This is a genomic window from Pseudomonas sp. KCJK9111 (genome assembly GCF_046231935.1).
In the GTDB taxonomy this organism is placed as follows: domain Bacteria; phylum Pseudomonadota; class Gammaproteobacteria; order Pseudomonadales; family Pseudomonadaceae; genus Aquipseudomonas; species Aquipseudomonas parafulva_B.
Genome location: NZ_JBJJMO010000017.1, coordinates 34,168 through 54,208, shown reverse-complemented (window position 1 = coordinate 54,208; position 20,041 = coordinate 34,168). Strand labels below are relative to the sequence as shown.

Here is a 20,041-nt window from a genome sequence, read left to right as displayed (position 1 = left end):
AGCGCCGTCAGGGCTGGGTGCAGGCCTTGGCAAAGCGCATCACCGTATCCTGCCCCATCATCAGTGGGGCATTGGCTTCGGTCACCTCGCGGATGTAGTCCCACAACAAGGTGATGCGCTTGAGTTTGCGCAGGTCTTCGCGGCAATACATCCAGAATTGCCGCGTCACCTCCACCTGATCGGGCAGCACCGTGACCAGCCGCGGGTCCTGCGCGGCCAGAAAACACGGCAGAATGGCCAGCCCCCGACCTTGAAGCGCCGCGGTGTACTGGGCAATCACGCTGGTACTGCGCAGGTGGGCCGTGGCCCCGGGGATCAGGTTGGCCAGGTACAGCAGCTCGGAGCTGAAAGCCAGGTCGTCGACATAGCTGATGAAGGGATGCCCGGCCAGGTCGGCAACGCCCTGGATCGGCGCGTGGCTGTCCAGGTAGGCCTGGGTGGCGTACAGGCGCAGCCGGTAGTCGCACAGCTTGCAGCATACATAGGGCCCGTGTTCCGGACGTTCCAGGGCGATGACGATGTCTGCCTCGCGCTTGGACAGGCTGATGAAGTGCGGCAGCGGCAGAATATCTACTGAGATCGCCGGGTATGCATCGACGAAGTGGCTCAGCTGCGGGGTGATGAAGAAGCTGCCGAAGCCTTCGGTACAGCCCATGCGCACATGCCCCGACAGCGCCACCCCGGAGCCTGATACCTGCTCGCACGCCATGTGCAGCGTACTCTCGATGGCCTCGGCATAACCGAGCAGGCGTTGGCCTTCTGCCGTCAGCACAAATCCGCTGGTGCGCGATTTTTCGAACAACAAGGTGCCAAGCGCCCCCTCCAGCGACGTGATGCGCCGCGAGACGGTGGTGTAGTCCACGCTCAGGCGTTTGGCCGCGCTGCTGGCCTTGCGGGTGCGGGCTACTTCAAGAAAGAACTTCAGGTCGTCCCAGTTGAGCGCGCTCAGGGATGTGAGGTCTTTTTGCATGATGATCCGGAATTTTTATGCGTTCTTGTAGGATGTTTGCACATCTATACTCGAAACATGCCCTCTTACGCCACCCCGCGTTAGCGACGGCGCTGGCGATCTCGTCCTGACAATAATTCCAAGGAGAACGCAGATGAACGCACCCCAGTCACCTGACCAGACCAAGGTCGAGCAGGCCAAGCTGCTGATCGATGGCCAATGGGTGGAGTCCCGAACGAGCGAGTGGCGCGATATCGTCAACCCGGCCACCCAGGCCGTGCTGGCGCGTGTTCCGTTCGCCACCACCGAGGAGGTGGATGCCGCCGTGGCAGCGGCACAGCGCGCCTTCTTGACCTGGCGCCATACGCCGATTGGCGCGCGCATGCGCATCATGCTCAAGCTCCAGGCGCTGATTCGTGAGCACAGCAAGCGCATTGCCCAAGTGCTGAGCGCCGAACAGGGCAAGACACTGGCCGACGCCGAGGGCGATATCTTCCGTGGCCTGGAAGTGGTCGAGCACGCGGCGTCCATCGGCACCCTGCAAATGGGCGAATTCGCCGAAAACGTGGCAGGCGGTGTCGATACCTATACCTTGCGCCAGCCGATTGGGGTGTGCGCCGGCATCACACCGTTCAACTTCCCCGCGATGATCCCGCTGTGGATGTTCCCCATGGCCATCGTCTGTGGCAATACGTTCGTGCTCAAGCCCTCCGAGCAGGACCCGTTGTCCACGCTGTTGCTGGTCGAGCTGGCCGTGGAGGCCGGGGTGCCGGCCGGTGTGCTCAACGTCGTCCATGGGGGCAAGGCCGTGGTCGATGCCCTGTGCACGCACCAGGACATCAAGGCGATTTCCTTCGTTGGCTCGACCGAAGTGGGTACCCATGTCTACAACCTGGCCAGCCAGCATGGCAAGCGCGTGCAGTCGATGATGGGCGCCAAGAACCATGCCGTGGTGCTGCCGGACGCCAACCGTACGCAGACCGTGAATGCCCTTGTAGGGGCGGCCTTTGGTGCCGCAGGCCAGCGCTGCATGGCCACCTCGGTCGCGGTGCTGGTGGGCAAGGCCCGCGAATGGCTGCCGGACATCAAGCAGGCGGCGAGCAAGCTCAGCGTCAACGCTGGCTGCGAGCCGGGTACCGATGTGGGGCCGGTGGTGTCCAAGCGGGCTAAGGAGCGTGTACTGAGCCTGATCGAGAGCGGCATCCGAGAAGGCGCCACGTTGGAGCTCGATGGCCGCGACGTCAAGGTGCCGGGCTATGAGCAAGGCAACTTCGTCGGCCCCACCTTGTTCTCGGGGGTGACCACCGACATGCAGGTCTATACCCAGGAAATCTTCGGGCCGGTGCTGGTCACGCTCGAAGTCGATACCCTCGACGAGGCCATCGCACTGGTCAACGCCAACCCGTTCGGCAACGGGACCGGTCTGTTCACCCAGAGCGGCGCGGCGGCGCGCAAGTTCCAGAGCGAGATCGACGTCGGGCAGGTGGGCATCAACATCCCGATCCCGGTGCCCGTACCGTTCTTCAGCTTCACCGGCTCGCGCGGCTCCAAGCTGGGAGACCTGGGGCCGTACGGCAAGCAGGTGGTGCAGTTCTACACCCAGACCAAGACGGTTACCGCCCGCTGGTTCGATGACGACAGTATCAACGACGGCGTGAACACCACCATCAGCCTGCGCTAAGGAGCACGACATGCGTATCGCATTCATTGGCTTGGGCAACATGGGCGCCCCCATGGCCCGCAACCTGATCAAGGCCGGTCACCACCTTGCCCTGTTCGACCTGAACAAGGAGGTACTGGCAGAACTCGGCGCCCTGGGTGGGCAGGTCAGCGCCTCACCACGCGAGGCGGTGGCCGAAAGTGATCTGGTCATCACCATGTTGCCGGCCGCCGCGCACGTGCGCAGCGTCTACCTCGATGACGATGGGGTACTGGCCGGGATCCGAGCTGGCACGCCTACCGTCGATTGCAGCACCATCGACCCGCAAACCGCCCGCGAGGTGTCCAAGGCGGCGGCCGCCAAGGGCGTGGACATGGGCGATGCACCGGTCTCAGGGGGCACGGGTGGGGCGGCGGCCGGTACGCTGACGTTCATGGTCGGGGCCAGCGACGCACTGTTCGCAGCGCTCAAGCCGGTGCTCGCGCACATGGGCCGCAACATCGTGCACTGCGGCGAAGTGGGGACGGGGCAGATCGCCAAGATCTGCAACAACCTGCTGCTGGGCATTTCGATGATCGGTGTGTCCGAGGCCATGGCGCTGGGCCATGCCTTGGGTATCGACACCCAGGTGCTGGCAGGCATCATCAACAGCTCCACCGGGCGCTGCTGGAGCTCCGACACCTATAATCCCTGGCCTGGCGTGATCGAAACGGCGCCGTCTTCGCGTGGCTACACCGGCGGCTTCGGCGCCGAATTGATGCTCAAGGACCTGGGGCTGGCCACTGAAGCTGCGCGTCAGGCCCGCCAGCCTGTGATCCTTGGCGCCGTTGCGCAACAGCTGTACCAGGCCATGAGCCTGCGCGGGGAGGGGGGCAAGGACTTCTCGGCCATCATCGAGGCCTACCGCAAGCCACAGTGAGCAAAGGGGGCACGTCATGAACGTGCAGGGGGCGGCTCATTGCACCCCCTGCGCCTGCGAATCAGGCGAAGACGAAGTACTTGCGCACCGTCTCGACCACCTCCCAGGTGCCCTTCATTCCTGGCTCGATCACGAACACGTCACCTGCCTTGAGGTGCTTCGGTTCCTCGCCTTCCGGGGTGACGATGCAGTAGCCATCGAGGAAGTGGCAGTATTCCCACTTGTCATAGTTGACTTCGAACTTGCCTGGGGTGCAGATCCAGGTGCCCATGATCTTGCTGCCGTCGGCTGACAGGTAGGCGTTCAGGTTTACGGTGTGCGGGTCGCCGCCGATGCGTTTCCACTTGGTAGCGTCCACGACCGGGGTGGGGCAGGTTTCACGCAGCACGGTGATGAAATCGGACATGGCACAACTCCTGTGACTGGTTGAATGACCCGTCACCATAGGTGTTGAAGCGCCCGTGCAGTTGCCTGAAGTCGACGTCCAGGTGCCTGGCCGCGCTGTTCATGCAGGTTCAGCTCAGGCTACAGGCTAGTTCGCTACCAGGCCTTGGCGCCGCTTCAAGCCCACCAGTAACGCACGAAGTGGAAAAACACCGGTGCAGCGAAGCAGACCGAGTCGATGCGGTCGAGCATGCCGCCATGGCCTTCGATCATGTGCCCCCAGTCCTTCACGCCACGGTCGCGCTTGATCGCCGACATCACCAGCCCACCAAAGAAGCCCATGGCATTGACCGCCAGGGCCATCAGGGCAGCCTGCCAGAAGCTGAACGGGGTGATCCAGCACAGCAGCGCGCCGATCAGCGTGGCCAGTGCCACGCCGCCCACCAGGCCCTCGAGGGTTTTGGAAGGCGAGAGGTTTGGCGCCACCTTGCGCTTGCCGAACAGCTTGCCGCACACGTACTGCAGCACATCACTGAGCTGCACCACCACGATCAGCCAGGCGATGAGCAGCAGGTTGCGCCCTTCAAAACCGGGAATCTCCAGGGTCATCAGCGCCGGTACCGCCGACACGCAGTACACCGCGATCATCAAGCCCCACTGCACCTTGGAAGCCCGCTCCAGAAAGCGCGTGGTGTCGCCCCCCAGGCTGGCCAGGATCGGCAGCAACAGGAACAGGTAGACCGGAATGAAGATGCTGAACAGGCCATACCAGTCCATGGCGATCAGCACGTACTGGACGGGCAGCGCAATGTAGAACGCCGCTGCCAGTGCGGGGTAGTCACTGCGCCGGGTGGGGGTGAGGGTCATGAATTCGCGCAAGGCGTAGAACGACACGCCGTAGAACAACACGATCACGCCGTATTTGCCGAAGACGAAGGCGATGCCGATCACCAGCACCATGACCCACCAGGCATTGATGCGGGCGTTGAGGTTGTCGATCACCGCATGAGGCCCTGGGCCTGCGCGCCATTTCAGCACGCGGCCGATCACACTGGCGAGCAGCAGCAGGGCGCCGATGCCGGCGAACAGCGCGAGGGTATTGTCGTGCATGTCAAACGTCCTTGGGTGCTAGATCGAGCAGGGCCTGACCAGCCCGCTCTAGAAAGGCTTGCTTGCTTTCGTCGGCCTGCAGGTGCAAGGGTTCGCCGAAACTCAGGGTGCACAGCAACGGTAACGGCAAGGCGCGTCCCTTGGGCATCACCCGATTGAGGTTGGCGATCCACACCGGCACCAGCTCGACCTGTGGGTGGGCCGCCGCCAGGTGATACAGGCCACTTCGCAACGGCAACAAGGGCTCATCGCTGAGGTTGCGTGTGCCTTCGGGAAAGAAGATCAGCGAATCGCCCTGGGCCACGGCATCGAGCACCGGTTGCAAGGGGGGACCCTGGCCTTCGTCGCGTTGTCGCTGGATCAGCACGCCATTGAACACCTTGCGGATGAGAAAATCGCGAATACCCGGCTTGGCCCAGTAGTCGGCGCCAGCTACCGGCCGAGTGCGACGCCGCAGCGTCTGGGGCAGCGATGCCCACAGCAGGACGAAATCGCCGTGGCTGCTGTGGTTGGCAAAGTACAGCCGCTGCACCGGAAGGGGCGTGCACCCCAGCCAGAGGGCTCGCGCCCCGGTAATCAGGCGTGCGGCCGAAGTGATCAGGTAGGCGGTCAGGTTGGCGAGCATGGAGCGTTCATCATCCTTTGATAGACAGTATCAGCAGGGTAGCCAAGGCCACCGTGAGTTGCAGGCCCAGGCACAGGGCCTGGCGACGCAGCAGGCCGAGCGCAGCCCGGCTGCGCAGCGGCCAGGTACGCGCATCGGTCGGCTGCGGCTTGAGCCCATGGTCGAACAACGCGCGGTCCAGCGCCTGCATGTCTGCCGCCAGGTCCTGGCTTTGGGCCAGGTGCGCGAACAACTCGGCATCGAGCGCAACGCGAATGGCCCAGTACTTGTGCAGCATGCCCAGGCCAACGAGCAGCAGGCACGGCACAACCGACCAGGGCGACAGCGCCGCGCCAAGCAACGGCACCAGGCCGAACCCGAGCGCCAGCAGGGTCATGCCGTCCGAGAGCCCTGCCAGTTGCCGGCCCTGGCGCAACAGGCTGGCGACCAACACAAGGTCCACTCAGCGCACCCGTTGAGCGAGGCTGACACTGAAAATCCCCCACTCGTCGATGCGTTGGGTCACCTTGCGAAAGCCCGCTGCTTCAACCAGCTGGTCCATTTCTGCCTGGCTGCGGCGACGCATCACCCAAGCCTGGCCACCCCGGTGGCTGGTCAAGGCGCGCGCAATCATCTCCAGTTGCGGATGCCACGGTTGACCGGTGTAGACCAGGTAACCGCCATCCTCCATCGCCTGGGCCAGGCCAGCCAGTGAATGGCTCACCAGGGTGTTGCTGGCGAACAGTTCGTACAGGCCTGACACCACTGCCAGCGTCGGAGGCTGTTCCAGCGTCGCCAGGCTATGACGGTCGAAGGCATCGCCCTGAACGAAACGGGCAATGTCACCCAGGCCCTTTTCCTGGATCAGTGCGGCGCCTTGTTGCACGTTGAGCGGGCTGTAATCGCGCAGCAGGATTGACTCAGGGCGCTGATCGACCTGTTGCAGGGCTTCGAGAATGTAGCGGCCATGGCCGGCTGCGATATCCACGATGTGCACCGGGCGACCGGCATCGCGCAGACGATCCATGGCCAGGCGCAGCAGCGCTTCGACATGCACCTTGCGCTGGCGAATGCCACGCCAACCGATGGCATTGAGGTAGTTCTGGTCGACCAGCCGGCCCAGCCCGCCTTTGCCCGCAGGCTGGTTGCGGTACACATAATCCAGTGTGCTGCCCGAATCGAAACCCGTGTCGAAGCCAAGCCGCACGCCGTCCGCTACCTTGCTGCCCAAGCGCAGTCCGGCACGGGTGGCGCGCCAGTAAAGCCCGCGCAGCGAGTGGCGGGGCAAGGGCGCGGCCAGGCTCTCGGCCTCGGCGCAACTGGCGCCGGTCTTGTCCGCATCGAGCAGCGAAAGCCGTTCGACCGGGCAGGCGAAGCAATGCTCGACGAATCGCTCGATACGGCGTAAGGCGTGTGCCCGCTCGCGCTCGCCCAGGGTGTCGTGGAAGAACCCTGGCAGCACGTGCATCTCCTTGCGCGCACTGCCCAGACGGTCGAAGAAGCGCTGCTGAGGTGCGCGCTCGACCACCAGGTCTGCACCGGAGACCAGCAGTTGCGTGGGTAGCTGAATCGCCTGGGCGTCGGCCACCACTCGGTCGGCGGCATCAAACAGGCCTAGCAGCATGGTCACCGAAATGGGCCGGCTGATCAGCGGGTCTGCCTTGTACGACATGACCCGTTCCGGGTCATGGGTCAGCAGTTGTGGCTTGACGTAGCTGTTGACGAAGAAATTGCCGCGCACGGCCTTGAGCAGCTTCAGGCCAGGGCGGGCAAAAGGTACGTACAGCTTGACCTTGAACGCCGGAGACGCCAGCACCAGGCAACGTACCTTGGGTGCGTAGTCATGCGCCCAGGTGGCCACCAGCACCGCGCCGACACTCTGCGCCAGCACCACCAGGTCCTGTTCGGCCAGCCCGTGGCGGGCCTGAATGTGCTCGATGAACGTCTGCACATCGCGCACGCTGCTCGCAAAGCCTGGGCTGTCCCCGCGTGCGCCGGGCGACAGGCCGTGGCCGCGGGCATCCCAGGCAAAAAAGTCATAGCCCGGCATGGCCAGCTCATCGGCCAGGTGGGCCATTCGCCCGCCGTGTTCGTGGCCGCGGTGGAACATCACCACCGCCCGACGCGGCTGGTGTTCGTTGCGCGTGGCAGGCCAGTGACGGTAGTGCAGCTCGACACCGTCATGGGTGGAAAAATGCAGGCTTTGCGCTTGGCGCATGGTCGATATCCTTATGCGACGGGCGAAGACTTAGCGGGTTTCAGCCAGCCCGCGACGCACCCGGTTGTAGAGGGTATAGAGGCAGAGCGCCAGGATCACAAGCAGCAATCCATTGACCCAGGTACCGTCAAACAAACCTAGGGCGACACCGGTACCCAGTACGCCGAAGGCGAAGGCGCGGTCGCTCTTGCCCATGGGCCCGTCGTAACGGCGCGATGCACCTGCCAAGGGGCCCATTACGCCCGCGTATTCGCTGACCGTCGCCAGCAGCACCACCATCACCACCAGCGCCGGCCACACGCCCACCAAGAGCGCGAACGGCAGGTACAAGGCGGCATCGGCGATCACGTCGCACAGCTCGTTCAGATAGGCGCCAAGGGTGGATTGCTGGCCAAATTCGCGCGCCAGCATGCCGTCGATGGCATTGAGTGCCATGCGCAGCAGCATCCATATTGGCACCAGGATGAACAAACCGTGGAGGTGAGGCAGGGCCGCTAGCAACAACCCTAGCGCAACGGAGATGACGGCAGCGGCGAGCGTGACTTGGTTGGCCGTGATGCCCCTGTCATACAGGCGCTGCACCAGAGGCCGCAGCAGGGCCTGGAAACGGGGTTTGAGCTGGTAGATCGATGCCACTGGCAAGTCCTTTTTGGTGGGGCGTTGTCGCGCATTCTGGTGCAGTCCTGGTGGCCGGTAAAGCCGCAGGTACCGGCGCTCTTGCCACTGACATGACTGCGCTGCAAGAAGTTTCAGGTCCGCTCGGTGAATACCCTCACCAATGCCGCTGCATAGCCTGGCAGGGTCGCGAAGTCCCGCGCGCACAACAGCAACCTCCGGTTAGCCCAGGGTTCCTGCAGTGCCATGGCCCGCAGCGGCAACACCCCTTGCCAGCGCTGCACCGCCGCCAAAGGTACGACCCCGACGCCGGCACCGCCTGCGACCATGCGCAACACACCCTCCAAGCCCTCGGCACGGACCCTGACGCGCATGCGCTGGCCTGCACGCAGCGCCTGCTCTTCCAGGTAAAGGGCCAGGGCACTGGCCGGCCCGAGACCGACATGACCATGGGCCAGGCTGTCGACGAAGCGCGGCGTGGGAAGGTTGGCGAGCGGGTGACCATTTGGCGTCACCAGTACCAACGGATCGTCGCGAAAGGGCCGTGTCTGTAGATGCTCGCTAGGGGCTGCGCTGGAGATGATACCCAGGTCGGCCATGCCCTGGGTGATGGCCTGCACGATGCGCAAGCTCGGGTGCTCCTGCACATCCACGCTCATCCCTGTGTTCTCGGCCAGGTAGGCCGCCAGCAGTTCGGGCAGGTATTGGGTCAGGGCCGCGGTGTTGCACAGCAAGCGCACCTGGCCCTGATGCCCCTGCGCGTACTGACCCAGGTCGAATTGCAAGCGTTCGACCTGTTGCGCGATGAGCCGGGCATGTTGCAGCAACGCCTGCCCCGCAGGCGTGGGGCAGACACCCCGGCGATTGCGCAGCAAGAGTGCAACGCCCAGGGACGCTTCCATGGCACGAATCCGGGCGCTGGCTGCCGGTAGCGAAAGGTGGCTGCGCCCAGCGCCGGCGGTGATATTGCCGCACTCGACGGTGTGCCGGAAAAGCGTCAGGTCAACGAGGTCAAAATGCATGAGGCTCTGTCTGGGCAATAGGCTGACCACGAATATGACAGATGTTCAGCACGCTATGCATTCGCCATGATGGGCACATGATGACCTTCACAGCGTTTTACCAAGACCTTGGCCCAGTGCTGACTGCGCTGGTGTTTGCCACCTTTCTTCTGGCAGGTGCCGTCAAAGGCGTGATCGGGCTCGGCCTGCCAACCGTGGCCATGGGGCTGCTGGGCCTGGCTATGCCACCTGCGCAGGCTGCTGCGTTGCTGATCGTCCCCTCCACGGTGACCAACCTCTGGCAACTGGCGGCTGGGGGGCATTTGCAGGCGTTGCTGCGCAGGCTGGGCCCGATGCTGGCCATGATCTTCATCGGCACCTTGCTGGGCAGTATGTGGCTGGGCATCAGCAGCGGCCCCTGGGCCGCGCACGCACTGGGGGGCGCACTAATGGTCTATGCCGGTTACGGGCTGGCTGGGCCGGCCTTGCGCGTTGCGCGGAAACGGGAAGGGTGGCTAGGTCCTGTCTGCGGCCTGGCTACCGGGGTGATCAGTGCGGCCACGGGCGTGTTCGTGATGCCGGCAGTGCCTTACCTGCAAAGCCTTGGGCTTAACCGTGACGAGATGATTCAGGCCCTTGGGCTGGCATTTACGGTGTCCACCCTGGCGCTGGCCTTCGGCCTTGCCGGGCAGGGCGTACTCGGCGGTCCGGCGCTGGGTGCCTCTTTACTGGTGGTGGTGCCCGCCCTGCTTGGCATGCAGGCGGGCCAGTGGCTGCGTCGACGCGTCAGCGCACAGGTGTTTCGCCGCTGTTTCTTCGTGGGCCTGATGCTGCTGGGCGTGCATTTGCTGATCAACGGTTAGCGGATGCGCCGCTGAGCATGTCGACCCGTTGGATTTCGAAGTCGCGCTCCAGGTAATCCATGCGCCGGTCAAAAAAAGCGGCCATGTGCGGCAGGGCCGAGTGCACATCCAGTGCCGCCTTGTTCGCCCAGACCTCGAAGAACACGAACAGGCTCGGGTCCTGCTGATCGCGCAGCATGTGGTATTCGATACAGCCGGGTTCGCGGCGGCTGGGCTCGACATAGGGCCGGAACAGTTGCTCGAAGGCTTCTGCCATTTCCGGGCGTGTCTTGGCTTTGAGAATGAAGGCGTACTGCTCGTTCATGACGTTCTCCTGCTTCGGGAGTGCTAGAGATTAAAGCAACAATCCCTAATCGATTCGTGATCTTGAGGCAAATGTATTTTGCCGTTGATTGGCTGTTTCCCAACCGGGCCTGACTTTAACCTGCTGGCCTGCAATCAGTGTCCAGGTCCGGGAGGCCCCTATGAAAAACATCCTGCTACTCAACGGCGGCAAACAGTTTGCCCATTCCGCCGGGCAGCTCAATACCACCCTGCACGAGGCCGCACTGGCGCACCTTGACCGTGCAGGTTTCGACGTACGTCAGACCTTCATCGACGGGGGCTATGACGTGCAGGAGGAGGTGGAGAAATTCCTCTGGGCTGACGTGGTGATCTACCAGATGCCAGGCTGGTGGATGGGCGCGCCCTGGACCGTCAAGAAGTACCTCGATGAGGTCTTCACTGCCGGGCATGGCAGCTTGTATGCCAGTGATGGTCGTACTCGCTCGGATCACACGCAAAAATACGGCAGTGGCGGGCTCATTCAAGGCAAGCAGTACATGCTGTCACTCACGTGGAATGCTCCGCAGCAAGCGTTCGACGAGGCTGACGACTTCTTCGAGGGCAAAGGTGTGGATGCGGTGTACTTCCCTTTCCACAAGGCGCAGCAGTTCCTGGGCATGAGCGGCTTGCCGACCTTCCTGGCCACCGACGTCATGAAGCGCCCGGATGTCCCGGCAGCGTTGGCGGCCTATCAAGCGCACCTGGACCGCGTGTTTGGCAAGGCTCAGTAGGCCTCTGCCTTGCGGGCATCGCTGGACTTCCCTCGCGCAAGCGGCTATCTAGACCCAGGCAACTCTATCCACAGGCCTTGATGTGAAAACCCGATCCGAAGAACTCCAGGTGTTCGTCGCCGTCATCGACGGTGGGTCTATCTCTGCAGCGGCCGCGCAGATGGGCCAGACGCCCTCGGCGGTCAGCCGAACCCTGGCGCGCCTGGAGGCCAAGCTGGGCACCACGCTGGTCAACCGCACCACCCGGCGCATGGACCTGACCGAGGAAGGACGGTTCTTTCTCGAACAGGCAAGGCAGGTGCTGCGGCAGATGGACGAGCTGGAAGAGCGCCTGGCGATGAACCGGCAGACGCCCACCGGTCGCCTGCGGGTCAACGCGGCCACGCCATTCATGCTTCACGCCATCGTGCCCTGGATAGGCGAGTTCCGGCAGCAGTACCCCGGCATCGAGTTGGCGCTCAACACCGACGACCTGATCATCGACCTGCTTGAGCACAGTACCGACGTGGCCATTCGCATCGGCGAGCTGGCCGATTCCAGCCTGCACGCGCGCAACCTGGGTTGCAGCCCGGTGCAGGTACTCGCCAGCCCGGCTTATCTGAGGCGTCACGGCACACCGCAGCGGGTCGAGGATCTGGCCGATCACTGCCTGCTTGGCTTCAGCCAACCCGAGACGCTGAACCAATGGCCTCTGCGCCATGCTCAGGGCGAGCACTGGACCATTCGGCCCACGCTGGTCGCGTCCAGCGGCGAGACGCTGCGCCAGCTGGCGCTGGCCGGGGAGGGCATCGTCAGCCTGTCGCACTTCATGACCCACGAAGACATTCGCAGCGGCCGTCTTCAGGTCGTGCTGCCCCAGGCCAACAACGGCCACCGTCAGCCCATCCATGCGGTGTACTACCGCAATACCCAGCTGGCCCTGCGCATTCAATGCTTCCTGGATTTCATCCAACGCAAGTTGGCGATCTACGCCTGTTCAGTTGCCTGAACGCGACATCTGCTGCCTAGGGGCGGCGCGTCCTGGACGATGAGATTGCACAGGCCTGACGCTTGGGTCTTACTGACGGTCCCACAAGAACAACACCCAAGGAATGTGTCATGCGTAGCGTCCCTTTCCAGTACCTGGCTCTGGCAGCCGCGCTGTTGGGCAGCTCATCGGTGTACGCCGTTGCCCTGGAGGGCGGGGCTGTCGCCGCGCCTGATCAGTACGGCGCCCAGGTAGCCGCCGATATCCTGAAAAAAGGCGGCAACGCGGTCGATGCCGCGGTAGCCACCGCATTCACGCTGGCAGTCACTTACCCCGAGGCCGGCAACATTGGCGGTGGTGGTTTCATGACGTTGTTCGTGGACGGCAAGCCCTATTTCCTCGACTACCGTGAAGTGGCGCCCAAGGCGGCCACGCGCAACATGTACCTGGATGACAAGGGCGAAGTGATCGAGAACCTGAGCCTGGTGGGGGCCCGTGCTGCGGGCGTACCAGGCACGGTGATGGGCTTGTGGGAGGCCCATCGCAAGTTCGGCAAGCTGCCATGGAGCGAGCTGCTGACACCGGCCATCGGCTACGCCAAAAACGGCTTCAAGGTCGCGGACAAGCAGTATCAGTACCGCAACGATGCCCAGGGCATGTTCAAGACCGCCACCAACTTCAACGACTATTTCGGCAGCATGAAGGTCGGTGAGCTGTTCAAACAACCCGAGATGGCCCAGACCCTCGAGCGCATCGCCGACAAGGGCGTGAGCGAGTTCTACCAGGGCAAGACCGCCGACCTGCTGGTGGCGCAGATGCAGGCCGACAATGGGCTGATCACCAAGCAGGACCTGAAGGACTACAAGGCCGTGTGGCGCGAGCCAATGGCCGTCAGCTGGCGCGGCAATGTGGTGTACACCGCGCCTCCGCCCAGTTCCGGTGGCGTTGCCCTGGCCCAGCTGCTGGGTATCAAGGAGGACCGTGCTGCCGATTTCAAGGGTGTGACGCACAACTCTGCGCAGTACATCCACCTGTTGGCCGAGATTGAAAAGCGCGTCTTCGCCGATCGGGCCGACTACCTTGGCGACCCGGCTTTCACAAAAGTGCCCGTGGACCAGTTGGTGGCCAAGGATTACCTGGCCAAGCGCGCAGCGCAGGTCAATCCCAAGGCCATTTCCGCCACCGATCAGGTCAAGCCAGGGCTGGAGCCGCACCAGACCACGCATTTCTCCATCGTCGACAAGGCCGGCAATGCAGTCAGCAACACCTACACGCTCAACCTCGATTACGGCAGTGGCGTGGTGGTCAAGGGGGCCGGGTTCCTGCTCAATGACGAGATGGACGACTTCAGCGCCAAGCCAGGTGCTGCCAATGCGTTCGGCGTAATCGGTGGCGATGCCAATGCCATCGAGCCGGGCAAGCGCATGCTGTCTTCCATGAGCCCCAGCCTCATGACCCGTGACGGCAAGGTGGAGCTGGTGATCGGCACGCCGGGTGGGTCGCGTATTTTCACCTCGATTTTCCAGGTGATGAACAACCTGTACGACTACGGCATGCCGCTGGACAAGGCAGTGGCTGCGCAGCGGGTGCACCACCAGTTGCTGCCCAAGGACACGATCTATTTCGACAGCTATGCGCCGCTGACCGGGCAGGTGGCCGCTGATCTGAAAAAGATGGGCTATGTGTTGGAGGACCAAGGCTGGGAGATGGGCGACATCCAGGCCATTCGGGTCAATGGACAGACGCTTGAGACCGCGTCCGACCCGCGTGGTCGTGGGGTAGGGATGGTGGTGAAGTGAAAGGGCTGATGGCGCGCCGCTCGCTGGCGCGCCGGAGTGCTGGCATTCAGCCAATGGCTGGGAACCGCAACAAAAGCTGAGGCCGCAGAGCGGCCCCAGGTAACCAGCTCCACGACAGACTGCACAAGCTGCTGCGGCGCCTCTACTATGACCACCCCGCCCAACCCACTGCTTCAGGTCAAACCCGGAACCGGCTGACCAGCATCTGCAACTCACCCCCAAGCCGCGCCAGCTCAACGCTCGACGCCGCCGTCTCGTCGCTGGCCGAGGCCGTCTGCTCCGACACATCGCGCACATTCAGGATGCTGCGGCTGATCTCTTCGGCCACCGCGCTCTGCTGCTCGGCCGCAGCGGCAATCTGCTGGTTCATCGACTGGATGCTCGACACGGTGCCTGTGATGTTCTCCAGCGACTCACCAGCCTTGCGTGCCAGTTCGACGCTGCTGTCGGTCAAGGCGCGGCTGCCCTGCATGGCATTGGCCACCTGCTGGGTGCCATGCTGCAGGCTGGCGATCAGCTCTTCGATTTCCTCGGTCGACTTCTGCGTACGCTGAGCCAGCCCGCGCACTTCGTCTGCCACCACGGCAAAACCGCGCCCGGCTTCACCCGCACGCGCCGCCTCGATGGCCGCGTTGAGGGCTAGCAGGTTGGTCTGCTCGGCCACCGACTTGATCACGTCCATGACGCTGCCGATCTTCTGGCTTTCCTGCTGCAACGCGGTCATGGCCTCGGTGGAGCGGTGCATGTCCTGCGCCAGGCGCTCGATCTGGCTGATTGCCTCGCCCACCACCCGATCCCCGGCCCGCGCTTCGCCATCGGCACCTGTGGCCGCCTGCGAAGCCTGTTCGGCATTGCGCGCCACTTCCTGAACCGTGGCGGCCATCTCGTGCATCGCCGTAGCCACTTGGTCGGTTTCGACTTTCTGGCTGTTGGCACCGGCACTGGTCTGTTCTGTTACGGCCGACAGCTCCTCGGCAGCGCTGGCGATCTGGGTTACGCCATCGCGAATGCCGCCGATCAGCTCGCGCAGGGTCGTGCCCATGCGGGCAATGCCTTGCTGCAGCACCCCCAGCTCGTCGCGGCGGGTGACATGCAACCGCTGGGTCAGGTCGCCGCTGGCGATTTTCTCGACCGCGGCCAAGGTGTCCTGCAACGGCCGGGTGATCTGCCGGGTGATCAGGACGGCGGCCACGATACCCACCAGCAATGCCAGCAGGGTGGCGATGGTCTGCAAGGTGCGCGCCTGGCTGCTTTCGACGTCGCGACGCTCCAGCTGGATCTTGTACAGCGCATCGCTGTGCTTGACGATGTCCGCGCCTTGGACCGTCATCTCGGCGCGCGCACCGGTAATGGTGGCCACGGCATCGCGGAATTGACGCGTAGCTTCACGGTAGTCGGTGACTGCGCGCTCGAGCTGTTGCACCCGCTCGCTTGGGCCGGACAGTTCACGCTTGAGGCTATCGACCACCGCAAGCGCCGCATCGAGCTGGCGCAGAGCCGCTTGTTCATTGTCCGCCGTGTTGTCGGCGATGTAGCCGCGTACATCGATGCGCACCTGCATCAGCTGCTGGCGGGCCTTGCTGATCAGCTGATACTGCGCAAGGCGCACGCCGTCGGCCTCTGGGCGAGCCATGACTTCCTGGCTCAATGCCTCCATGGCTTGGTCAGCCTGCTTACCGGCGCGGGTCATGGCGGCGCGGGCGGCACGGCTGGCGTCGTAGCCCTGGCGCATCTTGGACAGCGACACCTTGTAGGCGCTGATGATGCCGCCCAGTTCGCCCAGCAACTTGACGTTTTCAGGGCTCTTGAACGTGTGCTCCAGGTAAGCCTGCTGCTTGCTGAAGGTATCGAGCTTGGCCAAGGTGTTGGCAGCAGCGGCGTCATCGCCGTTGGCGATCATGTATTGCAGGCGGGCGATACGCAGGTCGGTAAGGTCCTTGTTCAACTGGCCGATGTCGCTCATCCAGTTGCTGCGGTCGATGAGACCGCCCAGGCTCGTCCAGCCCACCAGGGCCAGCAGGCCGGTCAGGATCAGCACCAGGCCGAAGCCCAGGCCGAGTTTGAGGTTGACGCTGATATTGGCAAACCAGCTGTTCATGCACGCACTCCAGAAGTTGTTTTCGCTCTCTTGATCTCCGATCGCAAGGCGTTGTTATTCTGGGTGCCCGCTCAATCGTGCTGGAGTTATCGGCCGTTGGCGAGGAAGCTGAAACGCTTTTTCAGCCGTAAGGGCGACACGGCACGTTTCAGCGACCACAGGTGCTGTAATAGTCGAATCAATCAGGTGCAGCGCTGAACATGTTCAGAGATTACGCGCGCTGAAGGTGTCGCAGCTGTCGACGTCGCCTTGAGCGAACCCGGCCTTGAACCAGCGTACACGTTGCGCCGAGGTGCCGTGGGTGAACGAGTCGGGCACCACGCGCCCTTGACCTTGTTGCTGCAGCCGGTCGTCACCGATGGCATTGGCGGCATTGAGCGCTTCCTCCACATCGCCAGGTTCCAACCAGTTCAGGCGTTTTTGTGCCTGGTAGGCCCACACGCCAGCAAAACAGTCAGCTTGCAGTTCCTGGCGCACCAGCAGGCCATTGCTGCCTTCCATGCGCTGGCCGCTGCGTCTTGCCGCATCCACCTTGGCCGAGACGCCAAGCAGGGTCTGCACGTGGTGGCCGATTTCATGGGCGATCACGTACGCCTGGGCGAAGTCGCCGGCAGCCGAGAAGCGTGTTTCCATTTCCCGGAAGAAGGACATGTCCAGGTACACCTGCTGATCCGCCGGGCAGTAGAACGGCCCGACCGCCGCGGTGGCAAAGCCGCAGGCAGAATTCACCTGACCACTGAACAGCACCAGCTTGGGGTCTCTGTACTGTTTGCCGGACTGGGCGAACAGGGCTTGCCAGGTGTCTTCGGTGTCGCCCAATACGGAGGCGACGAATTCTGCCTGCTGGTCATTAGCCGGTGGCGCCTTGCCATCGGTCACGGCAGGCGCTTGCTGCTGCATCTGGCCAGTCAGTTGACCGAGGATCTGCAAGGGATCCTGGCCCGTCAGCCAGCCGATCCCGACAATCAGCAAGATGGCGCCAAGCCCCAGTCCTTTGCCACCGCCAAAGCGCATGCCACCGCCACCTGCGCCCCGTGCATCGACCACATTGTCGCTACGCCGGCCTTTTCGCCATTCCATGAGTGCTCTCCAGAGCGTGAAACAAGAAGACAAATATTAGTTCAACACAGCCTCAGGTGTCAGAGCACCGGCAGCTGTCTAGCGCATTGGAGATTGCCGGGGCGGCTGAATTCAATTTCATCGGCCCCGACCTGCACAGGGTCCAGGCTCAGCGCCGCACCAGCAGCACACCGCTTTCCATGTGGTGGGTGTAGGGGAACTGATCGAACAACGCGCAACGCTCGATCCGGTGGGTATCGTGGAGCTGGGCAATGTTCGCCGCGAGTGTTTCCGGGTTGCACGAAATGTACAGGATCCGCTCGAAACGCCGGGTCAGCTCGCAGGTGTCCGGGTCCATGCCGGCGCGCGGCGGATCGACGAAGACCGTGCCGAATGCGTAGCTTTTCAGATCGATGCCTTCCAGGCGGCGGAACGGGCGCACCTCGTTCAGCGCCTGGGTCAGCTCTTCAGCCGACAAGCGCACCAGCCGCACGTTATCCACAGCGTTTTCGGCCAGGTTGCTCAGGGCAGCATTGACCGAGGTCTTGCTGATCTCCGTGGCCAGCACCTGGCGCACCCGGGTGGCCAGCGGCAAGGTGAAGTTGCCGTTGCCGCAGTACAGCTCGAGCAGGTCGTCATCGCGCTCGCCAATGGCCTCGAAGGCCCAGCTCAGCATCTTCTGGTTCACGGCGCCGTTAGGCTGGGTGAATGCACCTTCAGGCTGGCGATAGCTGAACACACGGCCGGCCACGTCGAGCTTTTCAACCGCATAGTCACGGCCGATGACCAGGCGCTTGCCCTTGGAGCGGCCGATCAGGCTCACCCCCAGGTCTTCAGCCAGTTGCCGCGCAGCTACTTCCCACGCTTCGTCCAGCGGGCGGTGGTAGCACAGGGTGACCATCGCATCACCGGCCAGGGTGGTGAGGAATTCCACCTGGAACAGGCGATTGCTCAATGCCTCGCTGGCCTGCCAGGCCGCCTTCAGGCGCGGCATCAGGTCGTTAATGCGCTCGCTGGCAATCGGAAAATCGTCGATCAGGATAGCCTTGTGCTTCTCGCCAGGGGCGAACATCGCATAGTGGCGCTGGCCGTCCTCGCGCCACAGGCGGAACTCCGCACGCAGACGATAGTGCGCGCGCGGCGAGTCGAACACGGCAGGCTCTGGCGCACCAAAGGGGGCCAGCAGCGCACGCAGGCGGGCGGCCTTATCCTGCAGTTGCGCGTCGTAGGCGCTAGGGTCGAATGCAGCACTCATGCGTTGAACCAACCCAATTTGATGACGAACAGGATGGAAAGAATCACCAGGGCCGCGTTCAGGTCATGGCGACGCCCGGAAATAAGCTTCACGGCGGTCCAGGCGATGAAGCCGAAGGCAATGCCGTTGGCAATCGAATAGGTCAGCGGCATGGCCAGCGCGGTGACCACCACCGGGGCGGCTTCGGTGACATCGTCCCAGTTGATTTCCGCCAGGCCCGAGGCCATCAGCACGGCGACGAACAGCAACGCCGGCGCAGTGGCGAATGCCGGTACGCTGCCGGCCAGCGGCGCGAAGAACAGGGCCAGCAGGAACAGCACGGCGACCACGATGGCCGTAAGGCCCGTACGCCCCCCGGCGCTCACGCCAGCCGCCGACTCGATGTAGCTGGTGGTGGTCGAGGTGCCCAGCAGCGAGCCGGCCATGGCGGCGGTGCTGTCGGCAATCAGGGCACGGCCCATCTTCGGCATGTGGCCGTCCTTGCCCATCAGCCCGGCGCGCTTGGCTACGCCAATCAGGGTGCCGGAGTTGTCGAACAGGTCGACGAACAGGAAAGCGAAGATGACGCTCACCAGGCCCACATCCAGCGCCCCGGCGATGTCCAGCTGCAGGAAGGTCGGCGCCAGCGAAGGCGGCATGGACACGATGCCCCCGAATGGCGTCACGCCCATGGCAATGGCGGCCACGGTCACGGCCAGGATGCCGATCAACACGGCGCCGCGCACCTTCAGCGCTTCCAGGCCTACGATCAGGAAGAAGCCCAGGGTGGCCAGGATCGGTGCCGGCTGGCGCAGGTCACCCAGGCCAACCAAAGTCGCAGGGTTATCCACGACGATGCCCGCGTTGTGCAGCGCGATCAACGCCAGGAACAACCCGATACCCGCCGCAATGGCCGAGCGCAGGGGCAGGGGAATGCTGTTCACGATCCATTCCCGGATCCGGAAGATCGACAGCAGGAAGAACATCACCGCCGACAGGAATACCGCGCCCAGGGCCACCTGCCAGGTGTGCCCCATGTGCAGCACCACGGTGTAGGTGAAGAATGCGTTCAGGCCCATGCCCGGCGCCAAGGCGATCGGGTAGTTGGCGATCAGGCCCATGGTGGTCGAGCCAATGGCCGCCGCCAGGCAGGTGGCGACGAACAGCGCACCCTTGTCCATGCCCGTCTCGCCGAGGATGCTCGGGTTGACGAAGAGAATGTAGGCCATGGCCAGGAAGGTGGTGACGCCCGCCAGTATCTCGGTGCGCACATTGGTGTTGTGTGCTTTTAGTTGAAACAGCCTTTCCAGCATGCCCGCTCCCCGAGGCGCCCCCGGCGCCATGAATATGTCGACCCCATCAGCAAAGCACAGACCGTACCGGCTGCCGTGATTTCTATGGGGCAGAAAAAAGCCGCGCATCATACCAGCATGCCGGGCAGGGGCCTATGGCCGTCTGGGAATAGGCCGGCCCCGCCCGGTGCGCATGGCGTGCAGGGCCGCTGGG

Annotated in this window: 18 protein-coding genes and 2 pseudogenes; 6 read left to right on the top strand and 14 right to left on the bottom strand. The window is 63.5% G+C overall.

Annotation, left to right across the window (positions count from 1 at the left end; translation table 11 throughout):
* Nucleotides 1–7: 7 nt before the first annotated feature.
* Nucleotides 8–970 (bottom strand): LysR family transcriptional regulator, encoded by a 963-nt coding sequence (locus tag ACK59L_RS09005; RefSeq protein ID WP_409273094.1) that lies wholly within the window; start codon nucleotides 968–970, stop codon nucleotides 8–10.
* A 133-nt stretch (nucleotides 971–1,103) separates the two neighbouring features.
* On the opposite strand from ACK59L_RS09005, the gene ACK59L_RS09000 reads away from it, so the two are divergent.
* On the top strand, nucleotides 1,104–2,630 hold the full coding sequence (locus ACK59L_RS09000; protein ID WP_058639893.1) for a CoA-acylating methylmalonate-semialdehyde dehydrogenase: 1,527 nt from the start codon (nucleotides 1,104–1,106) through the stop codon (nucleotides 2,628–2,630).
* 10 nt (nucleotides 2,631–2,640) lie between these two features.
* A complete protein-coding gene (mmsB, locus tag ACK59L_RS08995) occupies nucleotides 2,641–3,528 on the top strand; it encodes a 3-hydroxyisobutyrate dehydrogenase (RefSeq protein ID WP_409273092.1) in 888 nt (295 codons plus the stop codon).
* Between the two features lie 61 nt (nucleotides 3,529–3,589).
* On the opposite strand, the gene ACK59L_RS08990 is transcribed toward mmsB, so the two are convergent.
* The 7 genes from ACK59L_RS08990 to ACK59L_RS08960 all read right to left on the bottom strand — a co-directional run bounded on the left by ACK59L_RS08990 (nucleotide 3,590) and on the right by ACK59L_RS08960 (nucleotide 9,481).
* Nucleotides 3,590–3,934 (bottom strand): cupin domain-containing protein, encoded by a 345-nt coding sequence (locus ACK59L_RS08990; RefSeq protein WP_023534343.1) that lies wholly within the window; start codon nucleotides 3,932–3,934, stop codon nucleotides 3,590–3,592.
* Between the two features lie 155 nt (nucleotides 3,935–4,089).
* Nucleotides 4,090–5,022 carry a phosphatidate cytidylyltransferase gene (locus tag ACK59L_RS08985; protein ID WP_058604848.1) on the bottom strand — a complete coding sequence of 311 codons (933 nt, stop codon included), beginning with the start codon at nucleotides 5,020–5,022 and terminating at the stop codon, nucleotides 4,090–4,092.
* 1 nt (nucleotide 5,023) lies between these two features.
* Nucleotides 5,024–5,647, bottom strand: coding sequence for a lysophospholipid acyltransferase family protein (locus ACK59L_RS08980; protein ID WP_409273089.1), 624 nt, complete (start codon nucleotides 5,645–5,647; stop codon nucleotides 5,024–5,026).
* Nucleotides 5,648–5,657: 10 nt separating this feature from the next.
* Nucleotides 5,658–6,089: a hypothetical protein gene (locus ACK59L_RS08975; protein ID WP_409273087.1), complete on the bottom strand. Its 432-nt coding sequence runs from the start codon at nucleotides 6,087–6,089 to the stop codon at nucleotides 5,658–5,660.
* Nucleotides 6,090–7,844, bottom strand: coding sequence for a bifunctional alpha/beta hydrolase/class I SAM-dependent methyltransferase (locus tag ACK59L_RS08970; RefSeq protein WP_409273085.1), 1,755 nt, complete (start codon nucleotides 7,842–7,844; stop codon nucleotides 6,090–6,092).
* Nucleotides 7,845–7,874: 30 nt separating this feature from the next.
* Nucleotides 7,875–8,480, bottom strand: a complete 606-nt coding sequence (locus tag ACK59L_RS08965; protein WP_409273083.1) for a CDP-alcohol phosphatidyltransferase family protein — start codon at nucleotides 8,478–8,480, stop codon at nucleotides 7,875–7,877.
* A 113-nt stretch (nucleotides 8,481–8,593) separates the two neighbouring features.
* Entirely contained in the window at nucleotides 8,594–9,481 is an 888-nt protein-coding gene (locus tag ACK59L_RS08960; RefSeq protein ID WP_409273082.1) for a LysR substrate-binding domain-containing protein, read from the bottom strand.
* A 77-nt stretch (nucleotides 9,482–9,558) separates the two neighbouring features.
* On the opposite strand from ACK59L_RS08960, the gene ACK59L_RS08955 reads away from it, so the two are divergent.
* Nucleotides 9,559–10,323, top strand: coding sequence for a sulfite exporter TauE/SafE family protein (locus tag ACK59L_RS08955; protein WP_409273080.1), 765 nt, complete (start codon nucleotides 9,559–9,561; stop codon nucleotides 10,321–10,323).
* Here ACK59L_RS08955 and ACK59L_RS08950 read toward each other — a convergent pair.
* A complete protein-coding gene (locus ACK59L_RS08950) occupies nucleotides 10,313–10,627 on the bottom strand; it encodes a putative quinol monooxygenase (RefSeq protein WP_409273078.1) in 315 nt (104 codons plus the stop codon). The genes ACK59L_RS08955 and ACK59L_RS08950 overlap by 11 nt on opposite strands.
* Before the next feature lie 160 nt (nucleotides 10,628–10,787).
* Between ACK59L_RS08950 and ACK59L_RS08945 the strand changes: the two genes are divergently transcribed.
* The 3 genes from ACK59L_RS08945 to ggt all read left to right on the top strand — a co-directional run bounded on the left by ACK59L_RS08945 (nucleotide 10,788) and on the right by ggt (nucleotide 14,144).
* Entirely contained in the window at nucleotides 10,788–11,378 is a 591-nt protein-coding gene (locus ACK59L_RS08945) for an NAD(P)H-dependent oxidoreductase (protein ID WP_078477999.1), read from the top strand.
* An 82-nt stretch (nucleotides 11,379–11,460) separates the two neighbouring features.
* Nucleotides 11,461–12,366 carry a LysR family transcriptional regulator gene (locus ACK59L_RS08940; RefSeq protein WP_196135159.1) on the top strand — a complete coding sequence of 302 codons (906 nt, stop codon included), beginning with the start codon at nucleotides 11,461–11,463 and terminating at the stop codon, nucleotides 12,364–12,366.
* Nucleotides 12,367–12,476: 110 nt separating this feature from the next.
* Nucleotides 12,477–14,144 carry a gamma-glutamyltransferase gene (gene ggt / locus ACK59L_RS08935; protein ID WP_409273075.1) on the top strand — a complete coding sequence of 556 codons (1,668 nt, stop codon included), beginning with the start codon at nucleotides 12,477–12,479 and terminating at the stop codon, nucleotides 14,142–14,144.
* Nucleotides 14,145–14,445: 301 nt separating this feature from the next.
* On the opposite strand, the pseudogene ACK59L_RS08930 reads toward ggt, so the two are convergent.
* From ACK59L_RS08930 to ACK59L_RS08910, 5 genes and pseudogenes are all read right to left on the bottom strand, one after another.
* Nucleotides 14,446–15,027, bottom strand: a pseudogene (locus ACK59L_RS08930) (methyl-accepting chemotaxis protein); the annotation flags it as partial.
* A 198-nt stretch (nucleotides 15,028–15,225) separates the two neighbouring features.
* Nucleotides 15,226–16,107: pseudogene (locus ACK59L_RS08925) on the bottom strand (methyl-accepting chemotaxis protein); the annotation flags it as partial.
* Nucleotides 16,108–16,446: 339 nt separating this feature from the next.
* A complete protein-coding gene (locus ACK59L_RS08920; RefSeq protein WP_058604860.1) occupies nucleotides 16,447–17,322 on the bottom strand; it encodes a neutral zinc metallopeptidase in 876 nt (291 codons plus the stop codon).
* A 148-nt stretch (nucleotides 17,323–17,470) separates the two neighbouring features.
* On the bottom strand, nucleotides 17,471–18,556 hold the full coding sequence (trmA, locus tag ACK59L_RS08915) for a tRNA (uridine(54)-C5)-methyltransferase TrmA (protein ID WP_409273073.1): 1,086 nt from the start codon (nucleotides 18,554–18,556) through the stop codon (nucleotides 17,471–17,473).
* The gene (locus tag ACK59L_RS08910) at nucleotides 18,553–19,848 is read right to left on the bottom strand and encodes an NCS2 family permease (RefSeq protein ID WP_023534351.1); all 1,296 of its coding nucleotides are present in this window, start codon (nucleotides 19,846–19,848) and stop codon (nucleotides 18,553–18,555) included. Before ACK59L_RS08910 ends, trmA begins: the two co-directional genes overlap by 4 nt.
* Nucleotides 19,849–20,041 lie beyond the last annotated feature (193 nt).

Coding starts and splice junctions, on each gene's coding strand:
- ACK59L_RS08990 (WP_023534343.1), bottom strand. CDS start 3,934: ATGTCCGATTTCATCACCGTGCTGCGTGAAACCTGCCCCACCCCGGTC.
- ACK59L_RS08950 (WP_409273078.1), bottom strand. CDS start 10,627: ATGAACGAGCAGTACGCCTTCATTCTCAAAGCCAAGACACGCCCGGAA.
- mmsB (WP_409273092.1), top strand. CDS start 2,641: ATGCGTATCGCATTCATTGGCTTGGGCAACATGGGCGCCCCCATGGCC.
- ACK59L_RS08955 (WP_409273080.1), top strand. CDS start 9,559: ATGATGACCTTCACAGCGTTTTACCAAGACCTTGGCCCAGTGCTGACT.
- trmA (WP_409273073.1), bottom strand. CDS start 18,556: ATGAGTGCTGCATTCGACCCTAGCGCCTACGACGCGCAACTGCAGGAT.
- ACK59L_RS09000 (WP_058639893.1), top strand. CDS start 1,104: ATGAACGCACCCCAGTCACCTGACCAGACCAAGGTCGAGCAGGCCAAG.
- ACK59L_RS09005 (WP_409273094.1), bottom strand. CDS start 970: ATGCAAAAAGACCTCACATCCCTGAGCGCGCTCAACTGGGACGACCTG.
- ACK59L_RS08945 (WP_078477999.1), top strand. CDS start 10,788: ATGAAAAACATCCTGCTACTCAACGGCGGCAAACAGTTTGCCCATTCC.
- ACK59L_RS08980 (WP_409273089.1), bottom strand. CDS start 5,647: ATGCTCGCCAACCTGACCGCCTACCTGATCACTTCGGCCGCACGCCTG.
- ACK59L_RS08970 (WP_409273085.1), bottom strand. CDS start 7,844: ATGCGCCAAGCGCAAAGCCTGCATTTTTCCACCCATGACGGTGTCGAG.
- ACK59L_RS08920 (WP_058604860.1), bottom strand. CDS start 17,322: ATGGAATGGCGAAAAGGCCGGCGTAGCGACAATGTGGTCGATGCACGG.
- ggt (WP_409273075.1), top strand. CDS start 12,477: ATGCGTAGCGTCCCTTTCCAGTACCTGGCTCTGGCAGCCGCGCTGTTG.
- ACK59L_RS08985 (WP_058604848.1), bottom strand. CDS start 5,022: ATGCACGACAATACCCTCGCGCTGTTCGCCGGCATCGGCGCCCTGCTG.
- ACK59L_RS08960 (WP_409273082.1), bottom strand. CDS start 9,481: ATGCATTTTGACCTCGTTGACCTGACGCTTTTCCGGCACACCGTCGAG.
- ACK59L_RS08910 (WP_023534351.1), bottom strand. CDS start 19,848: ATGCTGGAAAGGCTGTTTCAACTAAAAGCACACAACACCAATGTGCGC.